Below are 15794 nucleotides of genomic sequence, written 5' to 3' on the forward strand. Positions count from 1 at the left end.
ACCCTCATTAGGAAATTAGCTTTTCAAGTTCATCTCCAGTTAAACGTTTGAGGGCCTGCAGAGATTTAGCCAATTCGTCTTCCAGCGGCGAGCTCTGCGCCTGAAGCGTTGCCACCAGCGTACAGAAAGCCTTGAAGTCGCGGGCCTGAAACAATTCACGCAACGGCACTTCGAGGTTCACCTGCTCACGGATGCGGACAATCACCTGGGTGGCCAGCAGCGAGTGCCCGCCAAGGCTGAAGAAGTCATCGTCGAGGCCAACCTGGGGCACCTGCAGTACCTCTTGCCAGACCGCTGCCAGTTGCAACTCGAGCGCGCTCTGCGGGGCGCGATAGCGGCGTGATCCCTGCAATTGGTCAGGCGTCGGCAGGGCCTTGCGATCAAGCTTGCCGTTGGCGGTCAACGGCCACGCCGCGAGGAAGACCATGTGGGTCGGCACCATGTACTCGGGCAGCGCCTGCAACAACAAGCCGCGCAAACGCTCCACGGCCTGAGCTTGATCCTCGGCGCTGGCCAGGGCGATGTCCGCGCGCGAAGCGATCAGGTAGGCCACCAGTTGTTGCCCGGCCACGCCCTGGTGCGCCAGGACCAGGGCCTGGTCGACCTCTGCCAGGGCTTGCAAACGCTCCTGGACCTCGCCCAGCTCAATGCGAAAACCACGGATCTTCACCTGGTGGTCGGCACGCCCGGCATACTCGACCGTGCCGCTGGCGGTGAAGCGCGCCAGGTCTCCAGTGCGATAGAGACGCCCGCCGGGGTTGCCGAACGGATCGGGAACAAAGCGGCTGGCACTCAAACCACCGCGATTCAAATAGCCACGGGCCAGCCCCGCGCGCCCGACATACAACTCACCCACACAGCCGTGAGGTACCGGGTTGAGGTCGCCATCGAGCACGTACCAGGACAAGTCGCCAATCGGTTCGCCAATGGGGCTGCCCTGGGCACTGCCCAGATCAGCCCTGGACAACGGTCGATAGGTCACGTGCACCGTGGTCTCGGTGATGCCATACATGTTGATCAGGCGCGGTGCCTCGTCACCAAAGCGCTCGAACCACGGCGCCAGGCTGCTGACCTCGAGGTTCTCGCCGCCAAACACCACATAGCGCAAGGCCAGGTCCAGCGTCCCGGCGGGCGCGGCGCAGGCAACCTGGGCCAGCACCTTGAACGCCGAGGGGGTCTGGTTGAGCACCGTGACCCGCTCGCGCTGCAGCAGCGCCAGGAACGCCTCGGGCGAGCGGGCAGTGTCCTGGTCGACCATGATCAGCCGGCCGCCGTGCAGCAAGGCACCAAAGATTTCCCACACCGAGAAATCGAAGGCGAATGAGTGAAACAGGCTCCACACATCGGCACTGTTGAAGGCGAACCACTGCTCGGTGGCCGCGAACAGACGCACGACGTTGGCATGCGCCAGCAAGGTGCCCTTCGGTAGCCCGGTCGAGCCCGAGGTGTAGATCACATAGGCCAGGTTGTCCGGGTCGAGCTTGAGCTGCGGGTTGCTGCAATCACCGTCATCCGCCACGTCCAGCAGCAGGGTTGGTACGCCTTCCGGCACCGGCAGCTGCGCCAGCAATTGCTCCTGCGCCAGCAACATCGACATGCCGCTGTCCTGCATCATGTAGGCCAGGCGGTCCTGCGGGTAGTTGGGGTCGAGCGGAACGTAGGCGCCACCGGCCTTGAGGATGGCCAGCAGGCCGACGATCATCGGCAGGTCGCGGGTCGCCGCCAGGCCCACCCGGACATCGGCCCCCACCCCCATGGCAATCAGCCGATGGGCCAGCTGGTTGGCGCTGTTGTTGAGCTGGCCGTAACTCAAGCACTGCTCACCGCGCGACACCGCCAGCGCATCCGGGTTGCGTTCGACCTGGGCTTCGAACAGTTCATGAATGCAGTGGCGCACAGGGAACTGTTGCGGCGCCGGGTTCCAGCAGCGCAGCGTTGACTGCTGTTGCGCCGGATCGAGCAACGCCAGCTGGCCCAGACGTGCCTGCGGGTCAGCGGCCACCGCCCGCAGCAGCGCTTGCCAATGCCCGAGCATCTGCTCGATGGTGGCCGCGTCGAACAGGTCCGTAGCGTAGTTGAGGCTGGCGCCAATGCCTTGCGCGGATTCATGGGTGGTCAGGGTGAGGTCGAACTGTGCATCCTGGCTGTCCTGGCCAACCGCCTCGACCTGCAGGGCCAGCGCGGCCTGAGGCGCCGCGCCCGGGGTGTCGCTGCGATGATTGAACATCACCTGGAACAACGGGCTATGGCTCAGGCTGCGCTCCGGGTGCAGGGCTTCGACCAGTTGTTCGAAGGGCAGGTCCTGGTGCGCCTGGGCGCCCAGCGCCCGCTCACGAACCTGGGCCAGCAGCTCGCTGAAACGCAGGTGCCCGTCAACCTCGGCACGCAGTACCTGGGTATTGACGAAAAAGCCGATCAAGCGCTCGGTTTCCGGGCGGTTGCGGTTGGCCACCGGTACTCCGACGCGAATATCCCGCTCGCCGCTATAGCGCGCCAGCAGCGCCTGGAACGACGCCAGTAACAGCATGAACAGCGTTGCACCCTGTTGCCGCGCCAGCCCTTGCAGTGCCTGGCTCAGGTCGCTGTCCAGCTGTATCTCCACACGTGCACCGCGAAAGCTCCTGCTGGCCGGGCGCGGCCGGTCGGTGGGCAGCGCCAGCACCGGCTGCTGATCGCCCAGTTGCTCAAGCCAGTAGGCCAGTTGGCGTTCGCGCTCACCAGCTTGCATCCAGTGGCGCTGCCAGATCGCATAGTCACTGTACTGCAGCGCCACTGCCGGCAGGCTGCAAGGCTGTCCTTGCAAGCGGGCGCTGTACAGGGCCACCAGCTCCTCGACCATGACCTGCATGGAGCGCGCATCCGAGACGATGTGATGCTGGGTCAGCACCAGCACGTGATCGTCGTTGCCCAGGGTCAGCAGCTTGATCCGCAACAAGGGCCCCTGGCGCAAGTCAAACAGCTGCGCGGTTTCGGCGCGGATGAACTGCCTGAGCGCCTGCTCGGCCGACTGCCCCGGCGGCACACTCAACGGCTGCACCGCAATGCGCAAATTGGCCTGGGCATCAATGACCTGGCAAGTGCCACCTTGGGCGTTCTGGACAAACCGCGTGCGCAATGTGGCATGCCGCGCGCCCAGCAGGTCGAAGGCCTGCTGCAGGCTGGCGATGTCCAGCGGGCCACGTAGACGCAGCGCGGTGGGGATGTGGTAGGCGGCGCTGTCAGGGTCCAGTTGCCAGAGAAACCACTGGCGCTCCTGGGCAAAAGACAGTGGCAGTTGTTCGAACTCATCGCTCACCCGCGGTATCGGCAGGTTGGCGGGCGAGATGCCCTCTGCCTGCATTTTTTCCAGGTACAGCCGGCGTTTTTCCAGCGGCAGAAGAATGAAACGCTGAGCAATCTTCAAGGCGACCTGCTGATCCATCAGATGGCCTCCATTTCGTCGAGCAACGCATCGAGCCTGCTGAGTTTTTCACTGTTCAGCGAAGACCCGCTCTGTTCCAGCTCGGCGACCAAGGCGCCGAGGACCGGGAATTGAAAAACCGTTTGCGCTGTCAGTTTCATACCAAGCTCAAGTTGAATTCGCGACACCACGCTCACCACCAGCAAGGAGTGACCGCCCATCTCGAAGAAGTTATCGTTCATGCCAATCCGCTCGACCTGCAGCACCTGCTGCCAGATCTGCGCCACCTGGCAGGCCAGCTCAGTGCCTGGCGCAATGAATTCGCTGCTGCCAACCTGGCTGTCGACTGCCGGCAGCGCCTTGCGGTCAAGTTTGCCGTTGGGGGTCAGCGGCAACTGTTCAAGGAACAGCACGTGGGCTGGAATCATGTAGTCGGGCAGGTCGGCTCGCAGCGCGTGCCTGATGGCTTCGCCGGCCTGGGCGTAGGCGCTTGGCGCGAGGTCGCCATCCACCACCAGGTAGGCCACCAGGTGTGCGCCCCGCGCCCCCTGCAGCGCCAGTACCGCAGCCTCGCGCACCTGGGCCAGGGCCTGCAGGCGTGCTTCGATTTCGCCCAGCTCGATGCGGAACCCGCGGACCTTGACCTGATGATCCAGGCGGCCGATGTACTCAAGCTCGCCGTCGTCGCGGTAGCGCACCAGGTCACCGCTGCGGTACAGGCGGGCGCCGGGCACACCGAAGGGATCCGGCACGAACTTCTCGGCGGTAAGACCCGGGCGCAACAGGTAGCCACGGGTAACCCCGTCGCCGGCCAGCAGCAACTCGCCGGCCACCCCAAGGGCGGTCGGCTGCAAGCGGCCATCGACGACGTAGGCGCGGGTGTTGGCCAACGGCCGGCCGATACTCGGTGTGCCGCCAGGGTGACGGCGCGTCCAGGTCGAGTAGGTGGTGTCTTCCGACGGTCCGTACAGGTCGTAGACGTGCTCGATGGTGCCGCTGGCATACAGCTGCTCCACCAGCGCCTGCCTGAGCGGCTCGCCGGCCAGGTTGACGATGCGCACGCCCGGCGGAATCTGCCCGGCACGCTGCAGGGCCGCGACTGCCGAGGGCACACTGTTGAGCAAACGTACCCGCTCGCGGGCCGCCAGCGTCGGCAGCTCCAGGGCATTGCGCGCCATGATCACCTGACCGCCATTGGCCAGGGTGACGAACAGCTCCCACACCGACAGGTCGAAGCAGATCGACGTCGACGCCAGCACACCCTGGATATCTTCCTGGCTGTAAACCTGCTGCGACCACTGAATCAGTGCGCCGACGTTGCGATGGGTAATCGCCACGCCCTTGGGTTTGCCGGTGGAGCCGGAGGTATAGATGACATACGCCAGGTTCTGCGCCGAGACCGCTGTCTGCGGGTTGCCAGGCGTCGTCGCCGCCTGCTCGCCATAGCCACGCTCCACCGGCACGACCTGAACGCTGGCGGGCACGCTGAGGTGCTCCAGCACCTGCTGCTGGCTAAGCAGGACACGGGCGCGACTGTCTTCAAGCATGTAGGCCACACGCTCGGCCGGGTAGTCGGGGTCCAGCGGCACATACGCACCACCTGCCTTGAGCACCGCCAGCAAGGCCACCAGCATTTCACTCGAGCGCGGCATCGCCACGCCGACCCGCACCTCGGGGCCCACGCCAAGCTCGATCAAGGCACAGGCCAGAAGATTGGCCCGCTGGTTCAACTGGGCATAACTGATGTGCGCCTGACCGTCGATCAATGCTGTTGCGTCAGCCCTGCGCGCGGCCTGCGCTTCGATATGCTGATGGATACAGCGCTGGTGAGCAAAGGCCAGGGTATTGCTGTTGCAGGTTTCGAGCAGCAGCCCGCGCTCGCTGCCGGTTAGCATGTCCAACTCGCCGAGGACCCGTTGCGGCGCCTGGCAGAGTTGCTCGAGCAGGTTGTCCAGGTGGGTGGCGATACGCTCGATCTGGGCATCGCTGAACAACGCACAGGCATAGTTGAACTGCAGCACCAGTTCCTCGCCCGTCGAAACCAGCAAGGTCAGCGGGTAGTGCGTTTGCTCGTGGCTGTTGAGCCGGCCGAAACGCAAGTCCTGGGTTGCGCCCTGCTCCAGGGCCTGCGACACCGGGTAGTTCTCGAACACCAGAATGTTGTCGAACAGCGATTCAGCGCTGTGTCCGGCCCAGCGTTGAATGTCGAACAGCGGGGTATGTTCATGCTCGCGCAGGCTCAGGTTTTTCGCCTGCAGCGCCTGCAGGAAGCTGCCGACGCTTTGCTCCGGGCGCGGCGTGGTGGCAACCGGCAGGGTATTGATGAACAACCCCATCTGCCGTTCGGCATCAGGCAGTTCGACCGGACGCCCGGCTACCGTGGCACCGAACACGACCGTTTGCTGGCCGCTATAACTCTGCAGCAAGAGTGACCAGGCGGCCTGAACCAGGGTGTTGAAGGTCACCTTCTGCTCGCGGGCAAACCCATGCAAGCGTTGGCTGCGCGAGCCTTCCAGCACGTGCCGGTACTCGCGCTGGTGGCGGTTGCCAGCGTCATGTGCCGTGCTTGCGGCCAGCCGGGTTGGGCCGACCAGGTCCTGCAGTTGCGCTTTCCAGAACGCTTCACTGGCCTGCTCGTCCTGAGCCTGCAGCCACTGGATATAGTCACGGTAACGGCCGTGCAGCGCAGCCGGTTGCTCGCCACGATAGCGTTGCAGCACCTCCCCCATCAGTTGTGAATTGCTCCAACCGTCCATAAGGATATGGTGGCTGGTGTAGATCAGCTGGTAGCGTTGCCCGTCGCAGTGCACCACATGCAGGCGCAGCAACGGCGCGCAGCCCAGGTCGAAACCGCGCTTGCGCTCACTGGCCGCCAGCGCGCCCAGCGCCTCGTCCAGGTCGGCACGCTGACGCCAGTCAAGAACGGTAAAGGGCACCTCCACCGATGCTTGCACTGCCTGCAAGGGACGTGCGCCAACGCCCTGCCAGATGAAACGGGTTCGCAGGATGTCGTGGGCCTGCACAGTGGCCTGCCAGGCGGCGGCAAAAGCCTCTACATCGAGGCCGAAAACCTCGACGCTCATCTGGTTGACGTAACTGCCCTGCTCGCGACCATCGAGGGCATGGAACAACATGCCCTGCTGCATCGGTGACAGCGGATAGAGGTCTTCGACTGCGCTCAGGTCCAACTGATCGAGCTGTGCCTGAGTCAGTTGCGCCAGGGCAAAGTCCGATGGCGTGGCGCCCTGGCTGCGTGGGTCACAGCAATGGGCGACCAGCGCTGCCAGTTCCTGCTCATAGTCATCGGCCAGGCGCTGCACCGTCGAGGCAGCGAACATTTGCGTGCTGAACGTCCAGCCGATACTCAGCTCGCCATCAAACACCCGGCCATTGAGCATCAACCAGTTGGCCAGTGGAACATCAGCGCCCTGCTCGGCCCCCCGCGCCTCGCCAGTCGGGGTGAACAGTGCCGCGTCGTCGGTGAAACTGCTGTCGAACTGGCCCAGGTAGTTGAACGTGATGCGCGGCACCGCCAGCCCTGTGAGCCGGGCGCGATCGCCTGGTTCAGCAAAATGGCCGAGCACGCCATAGCCCAGCCCCTTGTCGGGGATCGCGCGCAACTGCTCCTTGACGGTTTTCAGGGTCGTACCCAGGTCATCACGGGCACTCAGGCGCACCGGGAACAGGCTGGTGAACCAGCCAACCGACCGGGTCAGGTCAATGTCATCGAAGAGGTCTTCGCGGCCATGCCCTTCCAGCTGGATCAGCGTATCGGCCTGCCCGCTCCAGCGCGCGATGACCCGCGCCAGCGCCGCCAGGAGCACATCGTTGACCTGCGTCCGGTAAGCATTCGGCGCCACTTGCAGCAATTGCCGGGTGAGCCCGGCATTCAGGCGGGTGACCACGCTGTGGGCGTAACGGCTATGCAGGCTGGCGTCCGGATCGTCGCAGGGTAGCGCACTGCCCGACACCGACAATTGCGCCTGCCAGTAGTCGACCTGCCCGCGCACGGCCTCGCTTTGGGCATAGCGCTGCAAGCGTGCCGCCCAGGCCTGCACCGAACTGGTCTTGGCCGGCAGGTTGCCGGGCGTGCCCGCCAGGGCACTGGCGTAGGCTGCCTGCAGGTCCTCAAAGAGGATGCGCCAGGAAACCCCGTCCACCACCAGGTGGTGGATGACCAGCAGCAAGCGCTGCTGCTGGTCAGGCAGGTCGAGCAGCAACGCTCTGAGCAGCGGCCCCTGTGCAAGGTCGAGGCTGCACTGGGCCCGTTCACAGGCTGCGGCCAGTTCGCTTTGGTCGTGCACGCTTGCCTGCCACAGCAGCCCTTCGCGCCGCCAGTGCTGCGCCTGTTGTTGCAGGCTGCGGTAATCGGCCCGCCATTGCCCGTCTGCCGCGCTGAAGTTCAGGCGCAACGCGTCATGATGCTGCACCAGCGCTTGCAGGGCCTGCTCCAGTGCTGGCGCCTGCAGGCGTTCGGCGGGCTTGAGCAGCACCGACTGGTTCCAGTGCTGGCGTGTCTGCATGTCTTGTTCGAAGAACTGCGCCTGGATCGGCAGCAACTGCACCCGCCCGCTGGCTGGCCCCTGATCGATCTCAAGGGCCGCGGCGCCGGTTGCCGCAACCGCCGCCAGGCTTTGCACGGTCTGATGCTGGAACAGCTGTTTGGGAGTGAAATGGATACCCGCCTGACGCGCGCGGCTGACCACCTGGATGGAAATGATCGAGTCACCGCCCAGTTCGAAAAAGTTGTCGGTCAAACCGACGCGCTCGCACTTGAGCACGCTTTGCCAGATCTGGGCAATCTGCCGCTCCAGCTCCGCCACCGGTGCCACATACTGCTGGCTCGGTTCCAGGTCAGGTGCAGGCAGGGACTTGCGCTCCAGTTTGCCGTTGGGGCTGAGTGGCATCCGCTCGATCAACTGGATGCGAGCGGGCACCATGTAGTCGGGCAGGTTTGCCTTCAAGTGCTGGTCCAGCGCCTGGCGCCAGGCGCCTTGCTCGGCCTGGGCGCTGGCAAAGTCCGCGCTCGGTACCACATAGGCCACCAGGCGTTGGGCGGCGTTGTCGCCCACCGCCAGCACCGCGGCCTCGCGAACCGACGCGTGTTCGACCAGGCGTGCCTCGATTTCGCCCAGCTCGATACGCAGCCCGCGAATTTTTACCTGGTGGTCGATGCGACCGGCATATTCGATCACCCCATCGGCACGGTAGCGCGCCAGGTCACCGGTGCGGTACAGGCGCTGAGCAGCGTCGAACGGGCTGGCGACGAAACGCTCGGCGGTCAGTCCTGGACGCAAATGATATCCCCTGGCCAGGCCTTCGCCGCCAAGGTACAGCTCGCCTATCACCCCCGCCGGCAGCAATTGCAGGCTCGCATCGAGAATCCAGGTTTGCAGGTTGGCGATCGGCTCACCGATCGGCACGCTGTCCCCCGGCTCTTCCCGGCAGGTCCAGTGGGTGACGTCGATGGCCGCTTCAGTCGGCCCATACAGGTTGTAAAGCGCCGCACCGGGCAACTGGGCAAAAACTTGCGCCTGGGCATCCACCGGCAGTGCTTCGCCACTGCAGACTATCCGCTTGAGCGAGGTACAACAGGCCACCGCCTCGTCCTGCATGAACGCCTGCAACATGGACGGCACAAAATGCAGGGTGCTGACGCCCTGGTTGCGGATCAAAGCAACCAACCTTGCAGGATCCCGATGATCGCCGGGCTCGGCGATGACCAGGCGGGCACCGAACATCAGCGGCCAGAAGAACTCCCAGACCGAGACGTCGAAACTGAACGGGGTCTTCTGCAGCACGACATCGTCAGGTGTCAGGCCGTAAGCCTGTTGCATCCAGTTAAGGCGGTTGCTCAGGGCCACATGGCGGTTACCGGCGCCCTTGGGCTTGCCGGTCGAGCCTGAGGTATAGATCACGTAGGCCAGGTTCTGCGCATCAGGCGTGCACGGCACTGGCGCCATGCCCTGGGCGGGTGTCAGTGCCTCGGGCCGGTCCAGCAGCAAGGTCTGCAGACTGCCCGGCAGACTCAAGCGCTCGAGCAGTGCCGACTGGGTCAGCAACAGCCCGATACCGCTGTCCTCGATCATGTAGCTCAGGCGTTCGGCGGGGTAATCGGGGTCCAGCGGCACATAAGCGCCGCCGGCCTTGAGCACCGCCAGCAAGCCGACGACCATTTCCAGGCTGCGTTCGGCAGCGATGCCGACCAGCACCTCCGGGCCCACGCCTGCGCCAACCAGGCGCTGGGCCCATTGGTTGGCCTGCAGCTCCAGCGCCGCGTAGGACATGGCCTGACCGGCGAAGACCAGGGCAGTGGCCGCGGGCGTGCGCTGGGCCTGGTCGGCAATCACCTGGTGCACGCAGCGCGAGTCGGCATAGTGCTGCGCGGTATGGTTCCAGCCGTCGATAACCTGGCGTTGCGCGCATTCACCCAGCATCGGCAACTGGCCAAGCGGCTGATCGACCTGCTCGACAAAGCCTTGCAGCAGTTGGGTCAGATGGCCGCACAGGTTCGTCACCGCAGTGTCATCGCACAGCGCCCGGTCGTAGCTGAACTGCAAGGTCAGCACCTCGCCGAGCCCCACCGCAAGGGTCAGCGCAAAGTGCGTCTGCTCCTGCATCTGCACCTCGCCGAACTGCAGCCCTTCAGGCGCACCTTGTTGCAGCGCATCGGCAATAGGATAGTTCTCGAACACCAGGATGCTGTCGAACAGCGGCTCGCCCGCCCGTCCAGCCCACCGCTGAATATCGGCCAGCGGCACCTGCTCATGTTCACGCAGCGCCACGTTCTGCGCCTGGACCTGTTGCAGCCAGTGCCCGACGCTGAGCTCTGCAGCCGGGCTGGCAATGACCGGCAGGGTGTTGATGAACAGGCCAACCTGCTGTTCGATGCCGGCAAGCTCCGCCGGCCGCCCCGCCACCGTGGCACCCAATGCCACGGAAGGCTGGCCGGTATAGCGCTGCAGCAATACCAGCCAGGCTGCCTGTACCAGGGTATTGAGGGTGACTTTCTGTTGCCGGGCAAACTCGCTCAAGCGAGCGCTTTGCGCCGGCGTCAGGCTCGCCTGGTACTGGCCCTGACCGCTAGCGGCCTGCCCGTGCGCGCCAGCCAGGGCTGGTGCCAGCAGGGTCGGCGCGGCGAGGTCAGACAATTGCGCCTCCCAGAACACGCGGCTGCGCGCATCATCCTGCGCCTGCAACCAGCCGATGTAATCGGCATAACGCCCAGGCCGCGCTGGCACGGCGTGCCCTCGGTAACGCTGGAGCACTTCGCCCATCAGCAACGAGCTGCTCCAGCCGTCCATCAGGATGTGATGACTGGTGTGGATCAGGTGATAGTCATGCTCGCCGCTACGCACCAACAGCAAACGCAGCAATGGCGCGCAGCTCAGCTCGAAACCCCGTGCGCGCTCAGTGTCCGCCAGTTCCTGCAGGTCCTGGGCACTGCCCGGCCGCCCGCGCCAGTCAAGGACCTCAAACGGCAGCTCGACCTGTTTGAGCACCACTTGCACAGGTTTGTCGGCATCGTCAGGCCAGATAAAACCACTGCGCAGCACTTCATGGGCCTGCAGGCACGCCTGCCAGGCATCGCGGAAGCGCTGCAGATCCAGCCCGCGAATATCCACGCGCAACTGATTGATATAGTCACCCGACCCCTGCTCATAGAGGGAGTGGAAAAACATGCCCTGCTGCATCGGCGACAGTGGATAGAGGTCCTCGATATCCGCGCCATTGCACGCCAGCCGGTCCAGTTGCGCCTGGCTCAAGCGCGCCAGCGCGAAGTCGGACGGGGTAACCCCACGGTGGCGTGGATCACAGCAATGGCTGATCAGGCTGCGCAGCTCGTCGGCATACTCATCGGCCAGCGCCTGCATCTGCGCGCGGTCGAACATCTGCTCGCTGAAAGTCCATTCCAGGCTGAGCTCGCCCGCGTAGACCTGGCCGTTCAAGGTCAGCCAGTTGCTCAACAGTGCCTGCGGGCTGCGCTCCTCGCCCTTGTCCTCGGTACTGGGGACAAACAGGCCTTGCCCATCGGCAAAACTGGCATCGAACTGCCCCAGGTAGTTGAAGGTGATCCGCGGTTGCGCCAGGCCACGCAACTGCAGGCGCGTCGGCTCATCGGCCAGATAGCGCAGAAGACCGTAGCCGATGCCCTTGTCAGGCACCTGGCGCAGTTGCTCCTTGATCTGCTTGATCGATTGCCCAAGGTCGTCGCAAGCCGTCAGACGCAGCGCAAAGACGCTGGTAAACCAGCCCAGGGTCCGGCTCAGATCGATATCGTCAAACAGCGCTTCACGGCCGTGGCCTTCCAGGCGGATCAAGGTATGCCGGTCGCCGGTCCAACGGCTGATGACACGGGCCAGGGCCGTCAGCAGCAAGTCGTTGATCTGCGTACGGTAGGCAGCAGGCGCCTGTTGCAGCAACTGGCGCGTCGCGGTGCTGTCGAGCCGGGTCTGGACGCTGCGGGCGTGACTGGCCAACAGGCTCGCCTGCGGGTCACGGCATGGCAAGTCGTTGGCGCAGCTCAACTGCTCACGCCAGTAAGCCAGCTCGGTGTCCATGCGCCGCTCGCGGGCTCGCACCTGCAAACGCTCGCTCCAGGCCCTGAGCGAACTGGTCTTGTCCTGCAAGCGCAGCGCTTGGCCAGCCATCAGCTGCTGGTATGCCTGCTGGATATCCTCGAGCAACAGGCGCCACGACACACCATCGACCGCCAGGTGGTGAACCACCAGCAGCAGCCGCTGCGAGCCATCGGCCAAGGTTGCCAGCAACCCGCGCAGCAGCGGCCCGTGCTGCAAGTCCAGACTGCGCTGAACCTCGTTGCAGCGCGCGGTCAGGGCCTGCTCATCCGCCACGTCAGCCTGCCACAGCAATGCCGCTGGCAGGCGCGTCAACGCACCGTAGGTGGCCTGCCAGCTACCGTCGGCCTGGCGCTGGAAGTTCAAGCGCAGCGCATCGTGATGCACCACCAGCGCTTGCAGCACCTGCTCCAGCAGCTCGGCTTGCAAGGGCGCTCGCGGTTGCAGCAGGACCGATTGGTTCCAGTGCCCAGGGGCCTGCAGTGACTGCTCGAAAAACGCCTGGGCAATCGGCAGCAATGGCACCTCACCGACCACCGGCGCTTGTTCGAAGCGCTGCACACCACCCAGCCGGGCGACACTGGCCAGGCCCTGGACAGTCTGCTGCTGGAACAGATCGCGCGGGGTGAAATGAATGCCGGCCTGGCGTGCGCGGCTCACCACCTGAATGGAGATGATCGAGTCGCCACCGAGCTCGAAGAAGTTGTCCTGACGACCAATGGCCTGGCGCTTGAGCACCGCCTCCCAGATCGTTGCAATGCGCTGCTCCAGCTCATTGGCCGGTGCCTGATAATCTTCCTGCGCGCGCTCCAGGCCGGGCTGCGGCAAGGCCATGCGGTCGAGCTTGCCATTGGCCGTCACGGGCAGTTGGTCAAGCAGCACCACGTGCGCGGGCACCATGTAGTCCGGCAGCACTGCGTGCAATTGCTCGCGCAGCTGGCTTGGCGGGGTGCCAGCGTCGGCGACCACGTAGGCAACCAGCTGTTTGCCAAGGCTGGCGTCAACGGCCAGCACCACCGCTTCGCGCACCGGTGCCAGGGCCAGCAACTGCGACTCGATTTCCCCCAGTTCGACACGCATGCCGCGGATCTTCACCTGGTGATCGATACGGGTAACAAACTGCAATTCGCCGTCAGCCCCCCGCCGCACCAGGTCACCGCTGCGGTACAGGCGTGCGCCCGGGCTGCGGCCGAACGGATCGGGGACAAAGCGCTCGGCCGTCAGCCCAGGGCGGCGGTGATAACCACGCGCCAGCGCCGCGCCGCCGATGTACAGCTCACCGATGGCCGCCGGGGCCAGCACCTCAAGACCGCCACCGAGCACGTACAAGGCGGTATCAATCAGCGGCCGGCCAATGCCTACCCGTGTATCGCTGGCGGTTGCGCGTTGGCTGTGGCTGGCATTGATGGTCGCCTCCACGGGCCCGTAACGGTTGTACAAGGCTACGTGGGGCAGGCGTTGCAGCACCTTGTGCTGCAACTCACGGGACAACGCCTCGCCACCACTGAACAGATTGCGCAACGATGTACAGCCTTCAAGCCCAGGGGTTTCAATGAACGCCTGGAGCATCGAGGGAACAAAGTGCAAGGTACTGACCTGATGAGCCTGGATCAGCGCCAGCAGACGCTCCGGGTCTCGCTGGTCGCCCGGTTGCGCCAGCACCACCGGCGCACCACAGGTCAACGGCAGCAACAGCTCCCAGACCGAGACATCAAAACTGCTTGAGGTTTTCTGCAGCACCGCGTCTGCGGGGCTCATGGCATAGGTATCGCGCATCCATTGCAAGCGCCCGCTCAAGGCCCCATAGCGATTACCCGCCGCTTTCGGCCGGCCGGTGGAACCGGAGGTATAGATCAGGTAGGCGAGGTTCTCGGCCTGCTGCACAATCGGCAAAGGCTGGTCGCTGCACTGCTCCAGAGACGAATCATCAAGCAACTGCACAGGCAGCGGCAGGTCGGCGGGCAGGCGCGAGAGCACCGGCGCCTGGCTCAGCAGCAGGGCGATACTGCTGTCCTCGATCATGTAGGCCAGGCGCTCGCGCGGATACTCAGGGTCCAGCGGTACATAGGCGCCACCGGCCTTGAGCACGGCAAGCACGGCCACGACCAACGCCATCGAACGCTCGACGGCGATGCCCACCAGAACGTCCGGCCCAACCCCCGACGCCCGCAGGCGCTGGGCCAGCCGGTTGGCCTGGGCGTCGAGCTGCGCATAACTCAAGGTCGCCTCGGCAAACACCAGCGCGGTTGCCTGGGGCCGGGTTGCGACCTGCTCGGCGATCAGGCTCAGCAGGCAAGCCGGGACGCTGGCTTGCGGGTCATTGCAGGCGTCGAGCAACTGACGAGTCTGGGCATCGTCGAACAGCGACTGTTCCGCCAGGCGCTGGTGCGGCTCGGCAAGGCAGCGCTCAAGCAGGTAACGCCAGTGCTCGCCGAGCCGCTCGATGGTGGCTGGCTCGAACAGGTCACAGGCATAGGCCAGCGACGCCTTGAGTATCCCGCCCTGGTCCTCGGTGTTGAGGGTCAGATCGAAACGCACCGTGTCGCTGCCTCGATCGAGCGCCTCGACGGTCAATCCCGGCAGGCGCCACTGGTCAACCGCCGGTTGCGCCACCTGGTGGTTGAACATCACCTGGAACAGCGGGCTCTGGTTCAGGCTGCGCTGCGGCTGCAAGGCATCGACCAGGTGCTCGAACGGCAGGTCCTGATGGGCCTGGGCCTCGAGCACGCGCTGCTTGGCCTGCTGCACCAGCTCGACGAACGACATCTGCCCATCGACCTGTGCCCGCAGTACCTGGGTATTGACGAAGAAACCGATCAGCGGCTCGACCTCGGCCCGTGTCCTATTGGCGATCGGCGTGCCAATGCGGATATCCGATGCGCCGCTGTAGCGATGCAGCACCGCCTGAAACGATGCCAGCAGCACCATGAACGGCGTCGCGCCCATGCTCGCGGCGAATGCGCGCACCGCTTGCGAAACGCTCTCGGACAAGGCAATCGGCACCCGTGCGCCACGTGCACTGCGCGACGCCGGGCGTGGGTAATCGAGGGGCAGCTCGAGGTTGACCGCCTCCTCTCCAAGGTTGGCTTTCCAGTACGCCAGCTGCCGTTGCGCTTCACCGGCGTCCAGCCACAGGCGCTGCCAACGTGCATGGTCGGCATACTGCACGGCCAACGGCGCGGGTACGGCCTGCTCGGCGTCCGCGACCAGGCGCGCATAGCCGTGGGTCACTTCTTCGACCAGAATCGGCAGGGACCAGGCATCACAAACGATGTGATGGGTGCAGAACAACAGCACATGTTGCTCGGCATCCAGCCTGAGCAGCGTGGCCCGCAGCAACGGCCCCTGCTCCAGGTCGAAGGCTTGCCGGGCCTGGCGTTCAATCTCCTGATCCGCCAGTGCCTGGCCGTTCTCGCCGCTAAAGTCGAGCAGTTGCAGTTCAAAGCGCGCAACGGCCTCGACCTGCTGCAACACCTGGCCGTCCTGCAGCACAAAACGGGTGCGCAGGACTTCATGGCGGGTCACCAGCGCCTCGAAGCTTTGCCGCAGGCTTTCGACATTCAACTGTCCGCGCAAGCGCAGCACGGCCAGTTGGTTATAGGCCGTGGAGTCCGGCTCCAGTTGCCAGAGAAACCACATCCGTTGCTGGGCATGCGAGGCGGGCGTCGCCTCGCTGGGGTCTTCGCGCCGGGGAATCGGCAGGCTTTCCAGCGACAGGCCTTGCTCAAGCATGCGCGCCTGCAAGGCGCGCCGTTCAGCAGCGGAAAAACGGGTGAAGCGCTCAGCCAGCGCCAGCATTCGTTGCTCAAGCATGC

2 protein-coding genes are annotated in these 15794 nt (G+C 64.8%); both read right to left on the bottom strand.

Features of this window, described 5'->3' with window-relative positions; translation table 11 throughout:
* Window positions 1-7 precede the first annotated feature (7 nt).
* Window positions 8-3421, bottom strand: coding sequence for an amino acid adenylation domain-containing protein (locus tag LOY22_RS17135; protein ID WP_309475561.1), 3414 nt, complete (start codon window positions 3419-3421; stop codon window positions 8-10).
* Window positions 3421-15792 carry a non-ribosomal peptide synthase/polyketide synthase gene (locus tag LOY22_RS17140; protein WP_258594150.1) on the bottom strand — a complete coding sequence of 4124 codons (12372 nt, stop codon included), beginning with the start codon at window positions 15790-15792 and terminating at the stop codon, window positions 3421-3423. Before LOY22_RS17140 ends, LOY22_RS17135 begins: the two co-directional genes overlap by 1 nt.
* Window positions 15793-15794: the final 2 nt, after the last annotated feature.

The organism is Pseudomonas sp. B21-035, assembly GCF_024748945.1.
Classification (GTDB): domain Bacteria; phylum Pseudomonadota; class Gammaproteobacteria; order Pseudomonadales; family Pseudomonadaceae; genus Aquipseudomonas.

Bases quoted from the DNA above. Each gene is read 5' to 3' on its own strand.
- LOY22_RS17140 (WP_258594150.1), bottom strand. From the start codon at position 15,792: ATGCTTGAGCAACGAATGCTGGCGCTGGCTGAGCGCTTCACCCGTTTT.
- LOY22_RS17135 (WP_309475561.1), bottom strand. From the start codon at position 3,421: ATGGATCAGCAGGTCGCCTTGAAGATTGCTCAGCGTTTCATTCTTCTG.